Source organism: Amycolatopsis taiwanensis DSM 45107 (assembly GCF_000519205.1).
Classification (GTDB): Bacteria; Actinomycetota; Actinomycetes; order Mycobacteriales; family Pseudonocardiaceae; genus Amycolatopsis_E; species Amycolatopsis_E taiwanensis.
Genome location: NZ_JAFB01000029.1, coordinates 79194 through 99011, shown reverse-complemented (window position 1 = coordinate 99011; position 19818 = coordinate 79194). Strand labels below are relative to the sequence as shown.

General features: G+C 68.2%; 19 protein-coding genes. 3 read left to right on the top strand and 16 right to left on the bottom strand.

Annotated features, from left to right (window positions below; genetic code table 11):
• Positions 1-99 precede the first annotated feature (99 nt).
• From A3CU_RS0123315 to A3CU_RS0123295, 5 genes are all read right to left on the bottom strand, one after another.
• The gene (locus A3CU_RS0123315) at positions 100-1410 is read right to left on the bottom strand and encodes a citrate synthase (RefSeq protein WP_043842209.1); all 1311 of its coding nucleotides are present in this window, start codon (positions 1408-1410) and stop codon (positions 100-102) included.
• Between the two features lie 192 nt (positions 1411-1602).
• Entirely contained in the window at positions 1603-2580 is a 978-nt protein-coding gene (locus A3CU_RS0123310; protein ID WP_027944343.1) for a carbohydrate kinase family protein, read from the bottom strand.
• An 86-nt stretch (positions 2581-2666) separates the two neighbouring features.
• The gene (locus A3CU_RS0123305) at positions 2667-3263 is read right to left on the bottom strand and encodes a maleylpyruvate isomerase family mycothiol-dependent enzyme (protein WP_027944342.1); all 597 of its coding nucleotides are present in this window, start codon (positions 3261-3263) and stop codon (positions 2667-2669) included.
• Positions 3264-3324: 61 nt separating this feature from the next.
• Positions 3325-4290, bottom strand: a complete 966-nt coding sequence (locus A3CU_RS0123300) for an RNA polymerase subunit sigma-70 (RefSeq protein WP_027944341.1) — start codon at positions 4288-4290, stop codon at positions 3325-3327.
• A gap of 132 nt (positions 4291-4422) precedes the next feature.
• Positions 4423-5025 (bottom strand): TetR/AcrR family transcriptional regulator, encoded by a 603-nt coding sequence (locus A3CU_RS0123295; RefSeq protein WP_027944340.1) that lies wholly within the window; start codon positions 5023-5025, stop codon positions 4423-4425.
• Between the two features lie 74 nt (positions 5026-5099).
• Between A3CU_RS0123295 and A3CU_RS0123290 the strand changes: the two genes are divergently transcribed.
• The gene (locus tag A3CU_RS0123290; RefSeq protein WP_027944339.1) at positions 5100-6239 is read left to right on the top strand and encodes an acyl-CoA dehydrogenase family protein; all 1140 of its coding nucleotides are present in this window, start codon (positions 5100-5102) and stop codon (positions 6237-6239) included.
• A gap of 19 nt (positions 6240-6258) precedes the next feature.
• Here the strand turns inward: A3CU_RS0123290 and A3CU_RS0123285 are convergent, their stop codons facing one another.
• The 3 genes from A3CU_RS0123285 to A3CU_RS0123270 all read right to left on the bottom strand — a co-directional run bounded on the left by A3CU_RS0123285 (position 6259) and on the right by A3CU_RS0123270 (position 9415).
• Positions 6259-7062 (bottom strand): ArsR/SmtB family transcription factor, encoded by an 804-nt coding sequence (locus A3CU_RS0123285; RefSeq protein ID WP_425388276.1) that lies wholly within the window; start codon positions 7060-7062, stop codon positions 6259-6261.
• Positions 7063-7175: 113 nt separating this feature from the next.
• Positions 7176-8387, bottom strand: coding sequence for an amidohydrolase (locus tag A3CU_RS0123275; protein ID WP_027944337.1), 1212 nt, complete (start codon positions 8385-8387; stop codon positions 7176-7178).
• A 53-nt stretch (positions 8388-8440) separates the two neighbouring features.
• Positions 8441-9415, bottom strand: coding sequence for an aldose 1-epimerase family protein (locus A3CU_RS0123270; protein ID WP_027944336.1), 975 nt, complete (start codon positions 9413-9415; stop codon positions 8441-8443).
• 133 nt (positions 9416-9548) lie between these two features.
• Between A3CU_RS0123270 and A3CU_RS0123265 the strand changes: the two genes are divergently transcribed.
• Positions 9549-10112 (top strand): TetR/AcrR family transcriptional regulator, encoded by a 564-nt coding sequence (locus A3CU_RS0123265; protein WP_027944335.1) that lies wholly within the window; start codon positions 9549-9551, stop codon positions 10110-10112.
• A 61-nt stretch (positions 10113-10173) separates the two neighbouring features.
• On the top strand, positions 10174-10980 hold the full coding sequence (locus A3CU_RS0123260; RefSeq protein ID WP_027944334.1) for an MBL fold metallo-hydrolase: 807 nt from the start codon (positions 10174-10176) through the stop codon (positions 10978-10980).
• Here A3CU_RS0123260 and A3CU_RS0123255 read toward each other — a convergent pair.
• From A3CU_RS0123255 to A3CU_RS0123220, 8 genes are all read right to left on the bottom strand, one after another.
• The gene (locus A3CU_RS0123255; RefSeq protein ID WP_027944333.1) at positions 10973-12244 is read right to left on the bottom strand and encodes an MFS transporter; all 1272 of its coding nucleotides are present in this window, start codon (positions 12242-12244) and stop codon (positions 10973-10975) included. The genes A3CU_RS0123260 and A3CU_RS0123255 overlap by 8 nt on opposite strands.
• A gap of 273 nt (positions 12245-12517) precedes the next feature.
• Positions 12518-13189, bottom strand: a complete 672-nt coding sequence (gene pdxH / locus A3CU_RS0123250) for a pyridoxamine 5'-phosphate oxidase (protein WP_027944332.1) — start codon at positions 13187-13189, stop codon at positions 12518-12520.
• 514 nt (positions 13190-13703) lie between these two features.
• Positions 13704-14744 (bottom strand): hypothetical protein, encoded by a 1041-nt coding sequence (locus tag A3CU_RS0123245; protein ID WP_156960512.1) that lies wholly within the window; start codon positions 14742-14744, stop codon positions 13704-13706.
• Between the two features lie 748 nt (positions 14745-15492).
• Positions 15493-16248, bottom strand: a complete 756-nt coding sequence (locus A3CU_RS0123240) for an urease accessory protein UreD (protein WP_027944330.1) — start codon at positions 16246-16248, stop codon at positions 15493-15495.
• Positions 16245-16901 (bottom strand): urease accessory protein UreG, encoded by a 657-nt coding sequence (gene ureG / locus A3CU_RS0123235; protein ID WP_027944329.1) that lies wholly within the window; start codon positions 16899-16901, stop codon positions 16245-16247. The genes A3CU_RS0123240 and ureG overlap by 4 nt, the downstream gene beginning before the upstream one ends.
• Before the next feature lie 121 nt (positions 16902-17022).
• Positions 17023-17709, bottom strand: a complete 687-nt coding sequence (locus A3CU_RS0123230; RefSeq protein WP_027944328.1) for an urease accessory protein UreF — start codon at positions 17707-17709, stop codon at positions 17023-17025.
• A gap of 2 nt (positions 17710-17711) precedes the next feature.
• Entirely contained in the window at positions 17712-19430 is a 1719-nt protein-coding gene (locus A3CU_RS0123225) for an urease subunit alpha (protein WP_027944327.1), read from the bottom strand.
• Complete coding sequence (locus A3CU_RS0123220) at positions 19427-19729, bottom strand: urease subunit beta (RefSeq protein ID WP_027944326.1); 303 nt, start codon at positions 19727-19729, stop codon at positions 19427-19429. Before A3CU_RS0123220 ends, A3CU_RS0123225 begins: the two co-directional genes overlap by 4 nt.
• Positions 19730-19818: the final 89 nt, after the last annotated feature.

The following is a 19818-nucleotide window of genomic DNA, read 5'->3' as shown; positions in this document are numbered from 1 at the left end:
GACCAATGGCCGCTGACCGAGCGGTGCTCCGACCTCGGGGACAGGTCGCCGACCGGCCGGAGTCGGTGGGCGCCCTGTCCCCGAGATCGCGAACGCGGGTCAGCGCTCGCCGAGACCGACGTACTCGCGCGGCTTCTCGCCGGTGTAGATCTGGCGCGGGCGGCCGATCTTGGTGGCCGGGTCCTGGATCATCTCGCGCCAGTGCGCGATCCAGCCGGGCAGCCGCCCGAGCGCGAACAGCACCGTGAAGAACTTCGTCGGGAAACCGAGTGCCCGGTAGATCAATCCGGTGTAGAAGTCCACATTCGGGTACAGCTTTCGCTCGACGAAATAGTCGTCGGAAAGCGCGGTCTCCTCGAGTTCTTTCGCGATGTCGAGAAGCTGGTCACTGACTCCGAGCTTGGCGAGGATCTGGTCCGCGGTGCGCTTGATGATCTTGGCGCGCGGGTCGTAATTCTTGTAGACCCGGTGCCCGAAGCCCATCAGCCGGACGCCCTTTTCCTTGTTCTTCACCCGAGTGACGAACCGCGCCACGTCGCCGCCCTCGGCCTTGATGCCCTCCAGCATGTCGAGCACCGCGCTGTTCGCCCCGCCGTGCAGGGGGCCGAACAGGGCCATGATGCCGGCCGAGATGCTCGCGAACAGGTTCGCCTCCGACGAGCCGACCAGCCGCACGGTCGAGGTCGAGCAGTTCTGCTCGTGGTCGGCGTGCAGGATGAACAGCAGGTCGAGCGCGCGGGCGACCTCCGGGTCGATCTCGTACGGCTCGGCGGGCAGCCCGAAGGTCATCCGCAGGAAGTTCTCCACCAGGCCCAGCGAGTTGTCCGGGTACAGGAACGGCTGGCCGACCGACTTCTTGTAGGCGTAGGCGGCGAGCGTGGGCACCTTGGCGAGCAGCCGGACGGTGGACAGCTCCACGTTCGGTTCGTCGAACGGGTTGAGCGAGTCCTGGTAGAACGTCGACAGCGCGGACACCGCGCTGGACAGCACGGGCATCGGGTGGGCGTCCCGCGGGAAGCCGTCGAAGAAACGCTTCAGGTCCTCGTGCAGCAGGGTATGCCGACGGATCTTGGTGGTGAAGTCCTCGAGCTGTGTCGCCGTCGGCAGCTCACCGTAGATGAGCAGGTAGGAGACCTCGATGAAGTTCGAACGCTCGGCGAGCTGCTCGATGGGATAGCCGCGATAACGCAGGATGCCCGCGTCGCCGTCGATGAACGTGATGGCCGAGGCCGTGGACCCGGTGTTGACGAAGCCTGGGTCGTAGGTGATGTAACCCGTCGAAGCCAGCAGCTTCCCCAGTTCGATGCCGGGAGCGCCCTCGACGGCGTTGACCACCTTCAGCTCGTGTTCGCCGGTCGGCAAGCGCAGCGTTACCGTGCCGCCGCCGGACGCCGCAGTCGCGTCGGACATTCGAGTCCCTCTCACGGTCACACGGGCCGGCGGCGCCTGCAGGTCACACAGGCGGCCGTTTGTTCGCACGTGACCGTAAAATGGCCTCGGCGCACACCGCCCCGCTGGGGTATGAATTCCCTTCTCACGCTAGTCGACGCACCGGCTCCTGCGCAGCCATTGTGTTACGTAGCGCAAAGCCCGAGATCAGATTCACATCATTTCCTCAGCCTTCGGAGGCTCCGCACCACTGCGCGAGACTGTGATCGACGCCGCTTTCGCGGCGAAAGCAAGAGCCTCGCGCCACTCTTCTCGGGATATTTCAGTGAGCTGGCGCACATTTCGAGTATGCAACCAGGCCAGCAGTGCCCCCTGCACGGTGTCGCCCGCACCGATCGTGTCGATCACTCGGGCGGGTGCCGAAGGCACCGAGACCGGAGCGGATCCGGTGTGGACAGTGATCCCGCCGGCACCGTGCGTCAGCACCACCGCATCGACACCGGCGTCCAGCCAGGTCTTCACCGCGTCGGCCAGTTCACCCCCGGCGGCCAGCCACAGCGCGTCGTCGTCCGACAGCTTCAGCAGGCGGACATCCGGCAGCCAGGAGACGAACCGCTCGCGGTAGGCGGCCGGATCGGCGATCAGGTCCGCGCGGACGTTCGGGTCGAGCGCGGTGAGCACCCCGCGTGCCGACTCGCGCCGCAGCACCGCCTCGTATGCGGTCGCGCCGGGTTCCAGGACCATGCCGAGGGTGCCCAGGGACAACACGGACACCTCGGCGGGCAACGGGCCCGGGTCGGCGAAGAGCCGGTCGGCGGTTCCCTCGGTGTAGAAGGTGTAGCTCGCCGAGCCCCGATCGTCGAGCGCGACCACGGCCAGCGTCGTCGGCTCGTCGCCGTGCTGGATCATCGACAGGGCGACCTCGGAGGCGGCGAGCCGCTCGCGTAACGCCTGCCCGAACCGGTCGCCGGATATCCGCGACAGGAACGCCGTGGGCGCTCCGAGCCGGCCCGCTGCCAGCGCCACGTTGTACGGCCCGCCGCCGAGCCTCGGCACCAGCGCCCTTAGCCCACTGTCCACTGTGTCCTGTGGGGGCTCAGCCCCCACACCCCGACTGGGGGCAAGCCCCCAGACCCCCTTGAAATCTCCGGGCACCAGGTCGACCAGCGCCTCACCACCGACCACGATCACGGTCGTGATGGTAGCCAGCACCGGTTTCGAGCGGAACATTTCGCGTCGCCGGCACTGTGTTCTTCCAGACGCGATCGCGAACTACGTCAAGCGGCCTGCGGGAAGGGACGTCGTCCGGAGATGGCCAGCAGGATGTCCTTGGCCGGCAGGTCGATCGGCTCACCATCGCCCAGCCGTACGTCGGCGTCCGTGGCCCGCAACTGGACGCCGGTGAGGTCGATACCGAAGTGGGAGAGGCTACGGGCGTTGGTGGCCGCCAGCACGAGGGCCAGCCGCTCGACCGGGGGCGAGGGCAGGCCCAATGGCTCGGTGATGTCGAGTCCGTGGATGGTGTCGTGACTCAGCGCTCCGGCGTACCCGCCACCCGGCGGCCGCCAGTCGTGGGTGATGTTGGCCCGCAGGGACGCCAGGAGTTCGGCGTCGGACAGGCGAGCGGTGTCCTTGCGGGCGGTCCGGTCGGCGTACCGGTTGAAGGAGAACCCGGCACCGATCAGTCCCGGTAGGAACCGGAGCGGATTGATGCGGAACGGCATCGTGATATGCGCGACGACTTCCCGCACCCGCCACCCCTCGCACAAGGACGGACGGCCCCAGTCCTCGTCCCGGAGTCCGGCGAGCAGGTCGGCCAGTCGCGTTCGCTCGGCGTGGATGTGCTGCTTCAGGTCTGCGTCGGTCGGTGACATGAACATCGCCTTCGAGTCGTGTTGGACGTGTCGTCCCTTGTACGACCGAGACCGGCCGGACTCATCGGTTCTCGAGGACTTCCGGCAGGCCGAACTCACCGAAGCGGTCACCCCAGCCCAGGAACGTGACGATCTCGCTGATCCGGTCGCCCCGGAGTTCGAGCACCAGGAGAGCGAACGGCGACAGGGCGCCGGTCCCGTGCGGCCGGTACTGGCCGAGCGTCCAGCACCCGTTGGCCGGCTCGCCCAGGACGTACCGGTCCCCGGCGCAGGCATCCCCGCCCTCGGACAGCACTGTGGCGAGGTGAGCGGGCCCGTCCAGCCACCACAGGAAGGGCGGCATCCCCGACCGCACGTCGTCGGCCAGCACGCCGACCAACTCGTCGACGTCGTGTGCCTCGAAAGCATGCACGTAGCGCTTCAGAAGGTCGCGCTGAGCCACGTCGTCCGGATCCGGCGCGTCCGCGGGACGCGGCCGGTGCTCCTCCAGCGTCGCCCGGGCTCGCTGCAGTGCGCTGTTCGCCGCCGCGACCGACGTATCCATGACCTCGGCAGCCTCCACGGCGGTGAATCCGAGGACATCCCGCAGCACCAGCACGACCCGCTGACGTGGCGGCAGCCATTGGAGCGCGGTGATGAACGCCAACCGCAGCGTCTCGTGTCGCACCGCGAGGTCCGCCGGGTCGGCGGTGCCGGCCAGCCGCGAGTCCGCCAACGGCTCCACCCAGTGCGTGGGCGGAAGCGGGACGCCCAGGCCGTCACCGCTCGCCGCCGGCCCCAGATCCCACGGCAACGCCCGCCGTTGGGCGCTCCGCACCATGTCCAGGCAGACGTTCGTGGCGATTCGGTAGACCCACGTCGACAGCCCCGCTCGTTCCGGGTCATAACGGTCGAGTGCCCGGAACGCCCGCAGCATCGTCTCCTGCACAGCATCGTCGACCTCGCCGGAGGCGCCGAGAATGCGATAGCAGTACCCGGTCAACGGGCCACGCAACGACTCCAGCGTCGTCAACAGGGAGCCGGTCACGTCTCAACCGCCTTTCAGGCTCTCGAGCAGGGTCCGGGAGCCATTACTGGCGGTGTAGCCGTTCTCCGACATTGGTGCCTCGTTCCAGCCTGCATTCGAATCCACGGCGGATCGATCATGCCAGGAGATCGGTCAGCGGGTGGCCAGCCCTCCCAGGAGCAGCTCCGCGAGCGCCGTGAATGCCTCGGCGTCGGAGACCCCGGTCCGCGCGCCGAGCACCCCGGTCTGGATGCTCTCGACGAGCAGCCCGGCCATCTCGGCGATCAGCGTGGCGTGCACCTCCCGGAACACGCCGTCCCCCACGCCTTGCTTGATGAACTCGCGGATCCGCCCGGCGGCGGCCCGGCTGTTCATCTCGTACGCCGCCCGCGCGGGCGCGAAATCACCGATGTCACGCATGAACTCGGCCGAAGCCCGGTTGAGGTACTCGGAAATCCCGGCCAGGTACTCGCCGATGATCTCGCGTGCGTCGGTGAGCCCGGCGATGCGGTCTTCGAGCATGTCCGCGGCGCCCTTGAAGAACCGCGTCACGACGTGGACAGCGAGTTGTTCCTTACTCGGCGCCAACGCGTAGAGCGTGGACTTCGAACACCGCGTCTTCGCGGCCAACTCGTCGAGCGTGAACCCGAGAAAGCCCTCCGCGAGGAACAGCTCCTCCAGTTCGGCCAGCAGCGCGCGCTGGCGACCGGTGAGCTGCCGGTCGCGGGGAACCCGCGGGGTAACACGTTCGACCATTTCGCAACCGTAGGCGGGGTACTCTAGACAGATCTACAGTACTATGCGGAGTACTGCTGGGGAGGGAGGCAAAGATGCCGGTCGAAAGGTTGCTGCCGAGTCAGGAGGCGCGCGACCTGCTCGCGCTGACCACCGAACTCGCCCGGGACGAGCTCGCCCCGCTGGCCGCCGAGTACGAGGAGGCGGAGCGGTTTCCCCGCGAGCAGTTCCGGTTGCTGGGCAAGTCGGGACTGCTCGGCCTGCCCTACCCGGAACGCTGGGGTGGCGGTGAGGTGCCCTACGAGGTGTATCTCCAGGTCCTGGAGGAGATCGCGGCCGCGTGGATGTCGACCGGCGTCGGCCTCTCGGTGCACACGATGTCGTGCTTCGCGCTGGTCCACCACGGCACGGACGAACAGCGGGACCGGTGGCTGCCCGCGATGCTGGAAGGCGACCTACTGGGTGCGTACGCGCTGTCCGAACCGCACGCGGGCTCCGACGCAGCGTCTCTGTCGACGCGCGCGCGACGTGACGGCGACCAGTACGTCGTCAATGGGACCAAAGCGTGGATCACGCACGGCGGCGAGGCCGACTTCTACACGACCATGGTGCGCACGAGCGACGCGGACGTCTCCTGCCTGCTCATCGACGGCTCGACACCCGGCCTGGCCGCCGGGAAGCCGGAACGGAAGATGGGCCTGACCGGCTCGACCACGGCCCAGCTGCAGTTCACCGACGCCCGGGTGGACGCCGACCGGTTGCTCGGCGAGGAGGGTGCCGGCCTTCGCATCGCGTTGTCCTCTTTGGACTCCGGACGGCTTGGCATCGCCGCCTGCGCGGTGGGCCTGGCCCAGGCGGCACTGGACGAAGCGGTCGCCTACGCCAAGGGGCGCACCCAGTTCGGCCGCCCGATCATCGAATTCCAGGGCCTGGAGTTCCTGCTCGCGGACATGGCCGCGGCGGTGGATTCCGCCCGCGCCACCTACCTCGACGCGGCGCGCCGCCGGGACCGCGGGATGTCCTTCCGGCGCCAGGCGTCGGTCGCGAAACTGGTCGCGACCGACGCCGCCATGAAGGTCACCACGGACGCCGTCCAAGTGCTCGGCGGCGCCGGCTACACGCGCGACTTCCCGGTCGAGCGGTACATGCGCGAGGCCAAGGTCCCGCAGATCTTCGAGGGCACCAACCAGATCCAGCGGGTGGTCATCGCGCGCACCCTCCGCGACGCCCCCTGACCAACTGCGCGGGTCGGCGTCAGGCGTCGACGCGAGACATCTCCCATGGCGCCTGCGGGAGGACCTCGCCGGTCTCGAGCAGCGACTTGAGGTTCGCCAACACGGCCGGCCATCCGTCCGAAATGTCGGCGAACGCCTGAGCGTTGGCGAGCTTTTCGTGGGTCACGGTGAGGCGGACGATGTCCTGGTGCGGTTCGACGACAAAGGTGACAACCGACGGTTCTGCCGACGATCCGGGATTTGCGGGGTCCTCGAAGGTCATGACCAGGCGCGTCGGCGGCTCCGCCTCGATCACCTGACCGACGACATCGGCGATGCCTGATCCGTCGACCCGCTGGTGTTCCCAGGCGGAGCCCGCCTGCCAGTCCGACACGTTGGAGTGCCCCCAGTAGCGCGCCGTCAGGTCTGCGTCCGTCAGTGCTTTCCACACCTGTTCCGCGTTTGCGCGGATGTAGGTGACATAGACGTAGTTCGGCACGGTCTCGGTGGTCATGGCGTACTCCTCTGCCTGGTTCTTGATGGCACTGATCATTTGCAAGCGGGGCTTGTCGAACCCGGAGATCCAGCGTTCGTCGATCTCCTGGATCGGCACCGGATTGAGGTAGTGAAACCGCTCCCGTCCGCGTCGCACGACGGTCACGAGGTTGGCCCGCACCAGGATGTCGAGATGCTGTGTCGCCGACTGGCGCGCCATGTCCAGCCGTTCGCACAACTCGCGCAGCGTCTGGCCGTTGTGCTCGCGCAGACGGTCCAGCAGGAGTCGCCGGGTGGGGTCGGCCAGCGCTTTGAAGACCGAGTCCATGGCCCTCGCTTCGGGGTTCACGACGAAGATTATGCAGGCATTTACCTGCATATGCAACAGGAACCACCCCAGACAGACTTCGACCGGCCGATCATGGCGATCGGCCGGTCGAAGTGGACTGCGCTGGAAGCCCTCTACTCGCGGTAGCGGCGCTCGGTGACGACGCCCTCGCCGCTGGCCTCGTCGAAGCGGTAGACCTCGTTGCCGCGGACGAAAACGCGCAGCGCGCGGTTCATCACGTCCAGCGGATCGCCGGACCACACGACGACATCGGCGTCCAGCCCCGGCTTCAGCGCGCCGATGCGGTCGTCCAGGCCGAGCATGCTCGCCGGGTTCACGGTGAGCGCCCGCAGCGCGGCGTCCGGCTCCAGGCCCTCCTTCACCGCCAGGGCCGCCTGGTAGACCAGGAAGTTGATCGGCACCACGGGGTGGTCGGTGGTGATCGCCACCTTCACCCCGGCCCGGTGCAGGATGCCGGCCGAACGCAGGGTGCGGTTACGCAGCTCGACCTTCGAGCGCGTGGTGAACAACGGGCCCAGGATGACCGGAACGCCCTGCTCGGCCAGCACGTCGGCGATCAGGTGTCCCTCGGTGCCGTGGTTGACGACGAGCTTGTAGCCGAACTCCCGCGCCAACCGCATCGCGGTCACGATGTCGTCGGCCCGGTGGGTGTGCTGGTCCCAGTACAGCTCGCCGTCGAGCACCTTGGCGAGCGTGTCCAGCGTCAGGTCGACGTCGAACGGCTTGCCCTCGGACTGCGCGTGCTCGCGCTGGGCGGCGTAGTTGCGGGCGTTGGTGAACGCCTCGCGGATGATCGCCGCCACACCGAGACGGGTCGACGGGGTCTGCTTCTTCTCGCCGTAGACCCGCTTGGGGTTCTCGCCGAGGGCGCTCTTCACGCTGACCTGCTCGGCGAACACCATGTCCAGCGCGGTCCGGCCCCAGGTCTTGACCGCGACCGTCTGCCCGCCGATCGGGTTACCCGAGCCGGGCTTGATCACCACGCTGGTGACCCCGCCGGACAGCGCGTCGTCGAAGCCGACTTCGAACGGGTCGATGCCGTCGATCGCGCGGAACCGGGCGCCGTTCGGGTCGGTCATCTCGTTGGTGTCGTTGCCCGACCAGCCCTCGCCCTCCTCGTGCACCCCCAGGTGGACGTGCGCGTCAACGAAGCCGGGCAGGACCCAGGACCCGGCCGCGTCGACCAGCTCCGCGTCCTCGGGGACCTCCACATCTGCTTCGGACCCGACGGCCACGATGCGGCCGTCGGAAATCAGTACGGTCCCGCCTTCGATCGGCTCACCGTCGATCGGAACCACATAACCGCCAACAATCGCCCTCAACATGTTAGACACGCTAACGGATCATCGGCATGCCGCGGTTTGCGGATTCGCAACTCTCAACCGTGAATCTTCACGCCCCAGCTGCCGGTCCACGACGTGCCCGGTTCCAAGTCGATCAGGTCGTCGCCGGAGTTCAACGCGTCGGCCGGGCAGGTCATCGGCTCCAGCGCGATCGCCCGGCCCCGGCCCACCAGGTCCTCGGGCGTGAACACCTGGACCCAGCGGAAGTCCGGGTCGGTCCACACGTCGATGCTCTTCTCGCCGTGCGAGAGCACGTGGTGATGACGGCCGTCCCCGGCAGTGTCGTCTGGGGGTGCAACCCCCAGACCCCGCCTGGGGGCAAGCCCCCAGACCCCCTTGGCGAGCCCGGTGAAGGCGGTGTCGAGGTCGACTCCGGCCAGCAGCCGGCCGGCGCGGAAGTCGTAGTCGGTGCCGTCGACGTCCTGCTCGTCGCCGTAGGGCAGTTGCGCGTCGGGCAGCGCGGGCCGGACCCGGGTCGCGGACAGGGTCAGCGTGAGCTCGTCGGTGGGCAGGTCACCGAGCCGGAAGTACGGGTGGGCGCCGACACCCACGCCGATCGGCGAGTCGCCCTCGTTGCGGATGTCGTGGGTCACGGTCAGCTCGCGCGGGGCCAGCTCGTAGCGGATGCGCGCATGCAGCGGCACCGGCCAACCCGGCTGCACTTCGATCCCGATCTCGAAGGTGATGGACGACTCGGCGTGCTCGACGAGCGTCCACTCCGCGTGCCGGGTGAGGCCGTGGATGGCGTTGCCCCGCTCGGGCTCGGTGACCTCGAGCTCCTGCGTCTCGCCCTGGTAGGTCCACCGCGCGCCCTTGGTGCGGTTCGGCCAGGGCAGCAGGATCTGCCCGGCGCCCTTGGGCGGTGCGGCGTCGGCGGCGAAGGTCTCGACATAGGACACATCGCCGATCTCGAACACACGCAGCCCGGCGCCGATCTCGGTGATGACCGCGCGGGCGTCACCGCGCGTGATCTCGAACTGCTCTCCTGTGGGACCGGTGGGATTCGCCATGCCTGATTAAACCGTGGCGGCCGGAGTCGGCGCCGAAGGCGGGGCTGATCACGTGTGACGGGAGGTCGGCAAGGTTGAGCTGGACGACCGATAATAACTAGACCGGTCGTCATAGTTCAGCTACGCTTCCGGTATGGCCCGCAGAACCGACACCCGGCGGCGCATGCTCGAATCGGCCGCCGATCTGTTCCACGTCCAGGGCTACCACGCCACTGGCCTGAACCAGCTGACCGCCGCGGGCGGAGCCCCGAAGGGATCGCTCTATTTCCATTTCCCCGGCGGCAAGGAGCAACTGGCCGCCGAGGCAGTGGAGGTGTCCGGCGCACGCTGGGCCGGACTGCTCAAGGAGGCGCTGGAGGCCGCACCGGACCCCGCCACGGCGATCGAATCGGTGATCGAGACACTCGCCCACAACCTCACCGAATCGGACTTCCAACGCGGCTGCCCGATCAGCAACGTCGCCCTCGACGCGGCCCGGAGCGAGCCGATTCGCCATGCCTGCGAGGAAAGTTACGCCTCGTGGCGCGAAGTGATCGAAGAATACCTGGTGGCACAAGGAATGAAGCCGGACCGCGCCGGCGCACTGAGCATGGTCGCGCTCAGCGCGATCGAGGGTGCCCTGCTACTGGCCAAGATCCACCGAGACCTCGCCCCGCTCCGCACCGTGGGCGAGTACCTGAAGAAGGATTTCGCGTGAGTGCCAAGTCGCGGCAATCAGGCGAAAAAGAAGGAGTTCGCGTGAAGGGACCGGCATGGCACTGAAGATCCATCACCTCAACTGCGGCACCATGCGCCCGATCGGCGGCCAGCTCGTCGACGGGCGGGGCGGACCGCTGCGCCGGGCCGAACTGGTCTGTCACTGCCTGCTCGTCGACACCGGCAAGGAACTCGTCCTGATCGACACGGGAGTGGGCACACCGGCCGCGCTCCGGCCGGCGGAGTGGCTCGGCGGGCCGTTCACCCGCCTTGTCGGCCTGCGCACCAGTCTCGCGGAAAGCGCCGTGGAGCAGGTGAAACGGCTCGGATACGCGGCCGAGGACGTGCGGCACATCGTGCTCACGCATCTGGACCTCGACCATGCCGGAGGGCTCGTCGACTTCCCGCACGCGACCGTGCACGTCTACGCCGAAGAGTTGCGCGCGCTGGAATCCCGGCATCCGCGGTACCGGGCCGCGCAGTTCGCTCACCGTCCACAGTGGAGGTCATACGCGGACCTCGGCGAGCCCTGGCTGGGTTTCGACGCGGTGCGCGAACTCGCCGGGCTGCCGCCGGAGATCCTGCTGGTCCCGCTGATGGGGCACACCCCGGGCCATGCCGGCGTCGCGGTCGACACCGGTGACGGCTGGCTGCTGCATTGCGGAGATGCCTTTTTCTTCCACGGCGAGGTCGACCCGTTCCGCCCGTACTGCCCGCCGGGGCTGGTCCTGTTTCAAACGGTCATGCAGACCGTCGGCGAAATGCGCCGGAAAAACCAGCGCCGGTTGCGGGAACTGAACCGCCGTGACGACGTCACGATGTTCGCCGCGCACGACGCGCACGACTTCAAGCGACTTCGGGCTATTTGACGGCGGCGGCCCGGTATCGCCAGAACGCGGGTAGCAGCGCGATCGCGACGACGATCAGCACGATCACCAGCAACCCGCCCCCGGTGGCCGCGGCCGCGGTACCCACCCCGGCCGCCGTCCAGCCGTGAGTGAGGTCCGCGATGCGCGGCCCACCCGCGACGACCACGGTGAACGCGCCCTGCATCCGGCCGCGCATCTCGTCGGTGGCGGCGGCTTGCAGGATCGCCTGCCGGTAGATGGCGCTGACCATGTCCGCCGCGCCGCCCAGCGCGAGGAAGACCACCGCCAGCCACAGCGACCCGGCGAGCCCGAACCCGGCCACGGAAAGCCCCCACGCGCAGATCGCGACGACCACCGCGACACCCTGCCGCCGGACCCGGCCCAGCCAACCGGAGAACAGCCCGCAGACCACCGAACCGATCGGGATCGCCGCGAACAACCAGCCCAGGGCCAGCCCACCGCCGTGCGGGTCGCCGAAGGTCCGCTCGGCCATCTCGGGGAACAGCGCCCGCGGCATACCGGCGACCATGGCGATGATGTCCAGAACGAAGGAGGCAAGCAGCACCTTCTGCGTGCCCATGTAACGGAATCCGTCCAGCACGTCCCGCAACCCGGCCCGGCGTACCTGGCCGGACAGCGGCGGAAGCGGAGGAAGACGCCAAACCGTGTACATCGCCAGGATCAGGGCGATGGTGTCGATGAGGTACAGCACGGGCAGGCCGAACGCGGGCATCAGAGCGCCCGCGGCCATCGGGCCGAACACCGTGCCGAACATGCTCATGGTGCCGGACAGCGCGGTGGCCGCGGGCAGCAGCCTGGGCTCGACAAGGCGGGCGACGATCGCACTCCGCGTTGGCAGGTTGATCGCGAAGAACGCCTGGTTGAGCGCCAGTAGCCCAAGCACAAGCCAGACGGAGCCGATGTCCAGCCAGGCTTGGATCCACAGCAGTGCCGACACCACGGCGATCCCGGTGTTACCGACCAGCAGCAGCTTCCGCCGGTCGACGGTGTCCGCGATCGCGCCGCCCCACAGCCCGAAGACCAGCAGCGGCACCATCGCCACCGCGCCGGTGAGCCCGACGTAACCGGACGAACCGGTCAGGTCGAACACCTGCTTGGGCACGGCCACGGTGGTGAACTGGCTGCCGACGGCGGTGATCGCCGTGCCCACCCAGAGCCGGCGGAAGGCGGGGATGCGCAGCGGTTCGATGTCGATGACAACCGAGCCGAGTCTTCGCCGCTTCGTCCCCGTCCCAACTGTCACAGGGGGATATTTTAGGCGCGCTAACTAACCTTTCGCGCGTGATTTTCGACGCTCACGCCCACCCGGTCAAGATCCGCCACGGCATTGGGTTGCCATAAGCGGCGACAGCCGCTTGCGGTGGGCCGTCAGCTTGCACCGCCGCGGGTTCTCAGGCGTCTTCTCGCGAGGACAGCGTCGACGTGGTGAATTGGACATTCATGAGGAGGCGATCCCGGAGCGAGAAGACGTCTGAGGTTCCGCCACCCGCACCGCTACGCACGCCGCCGAACAGCTCTACGGAGCGACGCGCTCGATGCGCCAGCCGTCGTCCTTGCGCACGTAACGAAGTCGGTCGTGCAGGCGGTTCTGCTGGCCCTGCCAGAACTCGACCAGGTCCGGGCGGATCCGCCAGCCACCCCAGTGCGGCGGGAACGGCACCTGCTCGACGTCGGCGAACCGGCGCTCGATGGCGGCCAGCGCGTTGTCGAGGTCTCGCCGGCTCTCCACCACCTGCGACTGCGGCGAAGCCCACGCGCCCAGCTGCGAGCCCCGTGGCCGTGAGGCCCAGTATTCGGCGGTTTCCCGGATGTCCACCTTCTCCACCTCGCCACGCACCGTGACCTGGCGGTGCAGCGCGTACCACGGGAAGGTGACCGAGGCGTAGCGGGTGACGGTCAGGTCGTGGCTCTTCGCCGAGGTGTAGTTCGTGTAGAACACGACACCCCGATCGTCGAGACCCTTGCACAGCACGGTTCTGGACGACGGCCGGCCCTCGGCGTCGGCGGTCGCCAGCACCATCGCGTTGGCTTCGGCGACCCCGGCCGCGATCGCCTGGTTCAGCCAGCTTTGCAGCTGCTCGGTCCAGGTCCCGGCCAGATCGGCCTCGTTGAGGGAGTCCCCTTCGTAGGCAACGCGCATGCCAGGCAGGCGCACCGTCACGTCGTCGATGCCGCCGACTTCAGTCATGTCCCGACCTTTCCGGCAAATGAAAGTGGATAACTGCCGACGGTAGGGCCTTGACGCCGATGACGAAACCCGCCGAACGGTGACACGTACCACGCACGCCCCACCAGTCCCACCTTCCAAGCCCACACCGGCGCGAGACCGCCGACCGTACCTGTGCGTGAGGCCAGGGTCCTGGCCTTCCCCAAGTGCACCTGACCTCGCGACTCACTGGCACCAACGATGCCGAGCGTTACTCACGATCATGCGCGCGCGACGTCGAGTGGTGGGTTCCGGAAGTTCTTCGGGGGTTGGGCGGGCTGTCAGGCAGGGTCGTCGAGGTACAGCCCGCAGGCACGTGCTTGCTCATGAGACACGGTGGGCACCCGGCGGAATGCAGAAAGTGCCTTCCCACTGTGATGACAGAGACTTCGGGGCAAGCCTCGTCGTTCCAGTGGGAAGGCACTTCGCTATCCCGGTCAAGGCCCAGCGCTGGCGCGACCAAGCCGCGGGAGGTCGGGTGCGGTCGAATTTTCGGCTATGTGACGCGGATTTCGCCTAGCGGCGTGAATCCGGCCCAGCAGCCTGTCGGTGCCGTGTCCAGGCGCAGCCTGCCGGTGCCGCCGGCTCCGCCGTCGCAATAGACGTAGTAAGCCGGGGAGTTGACGAAGGCCCCGTTCGGGTCGATGTTCGCTCCGACATACGGCGATTCAGGGTAGGTGAACGCCCCGAGGTTGAGGTTGTCGTAGGGGCACCCAGGCGAGCCCGGTTGGGTCAACATGGCTTCGTAGCAGGGCACGTTCCCGCCGATGGGGTTGCTGCCCAAAGTAGTTGTGTTGAACGTGACTGTCCAGATGACCTCCCTGGGCAGAACGGTCCCGGGAGGGAAGTCGAACGTCAGCAGTTGCGGGCTGCTGAACACGCACCGGTCGTTGACAGGGTTGAACCACGCGCCCTCGGCATCCCCCGTGCATTCCGGGCTGGATGTGGGCCGGAAGGCGATGGCCTGGTTCTGGGTGACCGTGGCGAGGAGCGGACCCGGTTCCGGAACCGGGCCGCTGTTGTCCACGGCGTAGATGTTCGCCGTGATCGGGTGGATGAAGGTCTGTCCGGGGTCCGTCACACAGTCCCTGAACCATGCCCCGCTCACGCCGCACGCAAAAACCTGGAAATCCACCGTCAATGAGTCGAGGATGCCCGTCGAGCTGAGTTCCACGCCGTTGCCGAGCTCGCTCACCGGCCCGCCCTCGAAGGCCTGGCTGCCCGGGGGATCACAGGCGGGGAAGTTCGTGGGGATGGCCGAGTACACCGTTCCGGGGGCCTCGCCGCCGAAGTCGCAGGCGGTCGAGGGGGGAACAGGAGGAACAGGCGGAACGGGAGGAACCGGAGGAGCAGGAGCGGGCTTGCACTTCTTCTTTTTCTTCCCCTTCTCCGGCTTTTGGGATTTGCTCAGTTTGTGGCCGTGGAAGTTGTTCGAAGACTGGCTGAACGGACAGCCGTCCAACTGGCGGGGCGGCGGCGCGGCGGACGCCGCCTCGACGCTTCCCGGACCGAGCGCAGCCACCATCGCCAGCCCCACTATCAGGAGAATCCGTGACAGTGGGGATTGGCCTGGCCTTCCCCGTCGCCAGCGGACCTCGATGTGTGCCCTCATGCGTTGACCTTCCTCCGCGTTTCCGCGGCGTTCAATGCGCAGGAATGCCATTCTTGGCTGTCGGTGGCGGGCGGAACATCAACCGACCCGACATAACCGCGGCTGATCTGACACACCCGCGTGCGTTGAAAATCGACCTACCAAATTTGTGACAACCGGCCCAAGATTGGAGTTTTCCAGCTCCACACTTCGGCGACGTGCTATCGAGGGAGCGCCGCGATGTTCGCGGAGTGGAAAGAAAATTAATTTGGACCAGCAGCGTGAGTCCCCGAAATTCTGCCGTTCCTTTCCCCTGGCGGCTCCAGGTGATCAGCTCAATCGACAATAGTCATGAATCACCGCACGACCGCCCCCCTGCACGCCCCGGACTGCCCTCTCCTGGAACGCATAGAACCTACGTCGCCGCTCCGACACGGCCAATCCGTATCATCCATGCCTTCACAATCCGGGCGTGGAAACAGTCTGGTGACATTCAACGCATTCACCAGCACGACAACGTTACGGCCCAGGTCTCCGCGGCCAGCCCCATGCCCATTCACCCCGGGATCGACGCCGTAACGGCACGAGCCTGTCCAGAATCGACCGCCATGAACAACAAGGACAACACCAGGAACTCGCCGCCCACGTCCCACAGACCGCCGGATCGACCCCGAAAAACTTACGAAACCGACTGCTAAGTGAAGGGCGTCGAGGCCCAGCCGGGGTGGTGGCCTCGGGCCCGGGCGAGATCTCGCTCGGCCCCGATCGCATCGGCGGCCAGCGACACGATCAACGAACCCCCGGCCGCCAACGGGGTGAGCGACCACCAGTCACCGGAGACCGGTTCGGCGCCGTCCTCACCCCAGACCAGCAGCTCCGTGGCCAGGACACGGCGGCCGGCCAGGTGGGCGATGCTGTTCTCCAGCGACGGATCGCCGATTTTCAGTGTCTGATGCAGCAAAGGGACGCCACATCGGACAACCCGCTGGGTAGTGCGCAGCCGGCCCGGAGGTTCGCCAACGCGGCCGAGCACGAGGACCTCGCGGGTGCGCAGTCTCGCGTCCGGGGAAAGCGACATGATCAACTCGGCGGTGTGCCGGGCCCGAGCGGTGACCACTGTCGGTTCCGGCAGGTATTCCAGCACGGCCCCGAATCCGACCTCGATATCCACAGTGGACACGCTGCCGCCCGCGTGCGGGCCGGGTAAGGCGAGGATCGCCGCGACGCCGGACAGCCGGAGCCGGGCCCGCGGGCCGACTCGCACACTGAGGCGCAGCTCGTCACCGCCCAGCGGCGCGCTGGCCGAGTTGACCATGTGCACCACACACTCGCCGGGATCACCGACCGAAGCGTGCCGGGGCACGAGCGTGAGGGGTGACACCGAGCGAAGCTCCCGCAACACCGTGCGCCCGTCTCGCCACTCGGCGACCAGCCGGGCGTGCGCCTTCACGCGGACAGTTGCTTACGCACCCAGGCGGCGACCTCCGGCGCGTCCGGAGTGTCCACAAGGGACTGGGTGATCACCGGTAGCTCGCCGCGCATCCGGTGTGCGTCGGAGGTCATCACGTCCAGGTCCGCGCCGACCTGGTGGGCGAGGTCGATTTTGTTGATCACCAGCAGGTCGGCGGTGGTGACGCCGGGACCACCCTTGCGCGGCACCTTGTCCCCGCCCGCGACGTCGACGACGAAGATCTGGCTGTCCGCGAGGCCGCGACTGAACACCGCGGTCAGGTTGTCCCCGCCGCTTTCGACGATCACCAGTGCCAGCCCGGGAAACCGCGCTTCGAGACGTTCCACCGCGTCGAGGTTGGCGGTGATGTCGTCGCGGATCGCGGTGTGCGGGCAGGCACCCGTCTGCACCGCCTCGATGCGTTCGGTGTCGAGCACGCCCGCGTTGCGCAGGAAGTCGGCGTCCTCGGTGGTGTAGATGTCGTTGGTCACCACGGCCAGGTCCAGCTCGTCGCCGAGCGCCCGGCACAGCGCCGCGACCAGCGCGGTCTTCCCGCTGCCCACCGGCCCGCCGATGCCGATCCGGTAGGCCCGGCCATGCACCGGCGAAGACGGGTGGCGGTCCGGGCCGGCGACGGCCGGATCGAAGTTCACCGGGTGCCCATGTCCGTGACCATGTCCATGTTCCGTGTTCGTTCGAGGACCCGCGCTACCTTCGGACGGCGGGTTCGAGGAGTCGCCTTGACGAGGGATCCGGCGGTTCCGGAACAGATTCTCAACTAGCAAAGAGACGCACCTCTTCCTTGTGCCGCCGCAGCTGCGACTCGGCGAACAGGTCCAGCCCCGGCGCGCCGGGACCGGGCAGATCCGCCGGGTCCGCCGCGGCACCCGCGGCCGCGCGCTCGGCGACCGCCTCGAGTTCCGGCGCCAGCCGGGCCACCGTCGCGTTCACCACGAGCGGGTCCAAGCCCAGCAACCGGACGGCCGCGCTCGCCGGCCCGCTGACGGCCAGATAGGCCACGGCAAGGGCGGCGTCGCGCGGCGAACCGCCGGCGACCCCGGCCAGCGCGCCGGTGATCACCGCGTGATGTGGCCGGGGCGTGACCTCCAGCAGGTCGGCGATCACCGTGACGGGCCAGGCGATCCGGCCGGCGCGCGCGGTGCCTCGCCCCTGCGCACGCGAAGCCTCGCGCTGCGCGAACGACGGCGTGCGCGCGTCGAGTTCGGCGTCCAGCGCCAACCAATGTCGCTTGTGGACACGGCGACCGGCGGCGTGTGCCGAGGCCGCGGCGAAAGCCGACGCCAGCAACCCGGCGGTCCACAGCCGGCCGTGCAGGAAGGGCGGCAGGTCATTTTCGGCGGTGACCAGCTTGCGGGCGACGGCCTCCTCCAGCCCGCCGGAATGGATGTGCCCGCCCCCGGGGAATCGGGAGTCGGCCAGCAGCAGCGCAGGAGCGTCCATGATCAGAACAGGAAATATCGTTGCGCCATCGGCAGTTCCGGCACCGGTTGCGGCTCGATCAGCTCACCGTCCACGTACACCGAAAAGCTGTCCGGGTCCACCTGGACATTGGGCAGTTCGTCGTTGAGCACCATCTGTGCCTTGGTGACCGAACGGGTGTCCGCGACCGCCACCAACCGCCGTTGCAGCCCGAGCGTCCCGGCCAGATCCGCCTTCACCGCCGCCTCCGTCACGAAGTGCAGGCTCGACGCGATCGCCGCCGAGGGCTGTGCGCCGTACATCGGCCGCGCGAGTACCGGTTGTGGCGTCGGGATCGAGGCGTTGGCATCGCCCATCGCGGCCCACACCGGGAAACCGCCCTTGAGCACGACGTGCGGCTTCACGCCGAAGAACTTCGGCTCCCACAGCACCAAATCGGCGAGCTTGCCCACCTCGACGGAGCCGATCTCGTCGGCCATGCCGTGCGCGATCGCCGGGTTGATCGTGTATTTGGCGACGTAGCGGCGCGCCCGCCGGTTGTCCGCGGCACCGTCGCCGGGCAGGACACCGCGCCGCCGCTTCATCGCGTGCGCCGTCTGCCAGGTCCGGATGATCACCTCGCCGATCCGGCCCATCGCCTGCGAGTCCGAACTGATCATCGAGATGGCGCCCAGGTCGTGCAGCACGTCCTCGGCCGCGATCGTGGTCGGCCGGATCCGGCTCTCCGCGAACGCGAGGTCTTCCGGCACCGACGGGTTGAGGTGGTGGCAGACGATGAGCATGTCGAGATGCTCATCGAGGGTGTTCACGGTATGCGGGCGCGTCGGATTCGTGGACGAGGGCAGCACGTTGGCCAGCCCGACCACCTTGATGATGTCCGGCGCGTGCCCGCCGCCGGCGCCCTCGGTGTGATAGGTGTTGATCGAGCGGCCCGCGATGGCTTCCACGGTGGACTCGACGAACCCGGCCTCGTTGAGCGTGTCGGTGTGAATGGCGACCTGTGCCCCGTACTCGCCGGCCACGGTCAGCGCGGCGTCGATCGCGGCCGGGGTCGAGCCCCAGTCCTCGTGCAGCTTCAACCCGCCGGCGCCCGCGTCGAACTGCTCGCGCAGCGCGTCCAGCCGGACCGTGTTTCCCTTGCCCAGCAACAGCACGTTGACCGGCATGGCGTCCATGGCCCGCAGCATCCGGCCGAGGTTCCACGAGCCGGGCGTGATCGTGGTGGCCTTGGTGCCCTCGGCCGGGCCGGTGCCGCCGCCGACCAGCGTGGTGAGCCCCGCCGCCAGCGCGGTTTCCACCAACTGCGGGCAGACGAAGTGGACATGGCAGTCGATCCCGCCCGCGGTGAGGATCTTTCCGTTGCCCGCCAGCACCTCCGTCGCCGGACCGATCACCAGCGCCGGGTCGACCCCGTCCATGGTGTCCGGGTTGCCGGCCTTGCCGATGCCCACGATCCGGCCGTCCCGCACGCCGATGTCCGCCTTGACCACACCCCAGTGGTCGAGCACGACGGCGCCGGTGATCACCAGGTCGGGCGCGCCCTCGGCGCGGGTGGCCATTCCCTGGCCCATCGACTCGCGGATCACCTTGCCGCCGCCGAAGATCACTTCGTCACCCGCGCCGGCGCCCATGCTGCGGTCCTCGGTGACCTCGATGAGCAGGTCGGTGTCGGCGAGGCGGATGCGGTCGCCGACCGTCGGCCCGAAAAGCTCGATGTAACGCTCCCGATCGATGCTGGTCACCGAGGCTCCTCCGGCTTGCGCAGGCCCGGCACGACGCGGTTGCCGGCCAGCGGTACCAGGCCGACCTCCCGCTCGACGCCCGGCTCGAAGCGCACCGAGGTACCCGCCGGGATGTCCAGGCGGTGCCCTCGAGCCGCTTCACGGTCGACATCGAGCGCCGGATTCACCTGCGCGAAGTGAAAATGTGAGCCAATCTGGACGGGACGGTCGCCGGTGTTCACCACGCGCAGCCGCACGCGGGCCCGCCCCGGGTTCAACTCGACGGAGCTCTCCGCCGGAATGATCTCTCCTGGACGCACGCCATTCCCTCCACCCTGTGTTTTCCGAACGTGTTCGGGTAGTCAGGCCGTGACTTCTCCTCGTCGGCTGCCGGTTGACCACGTCGGCG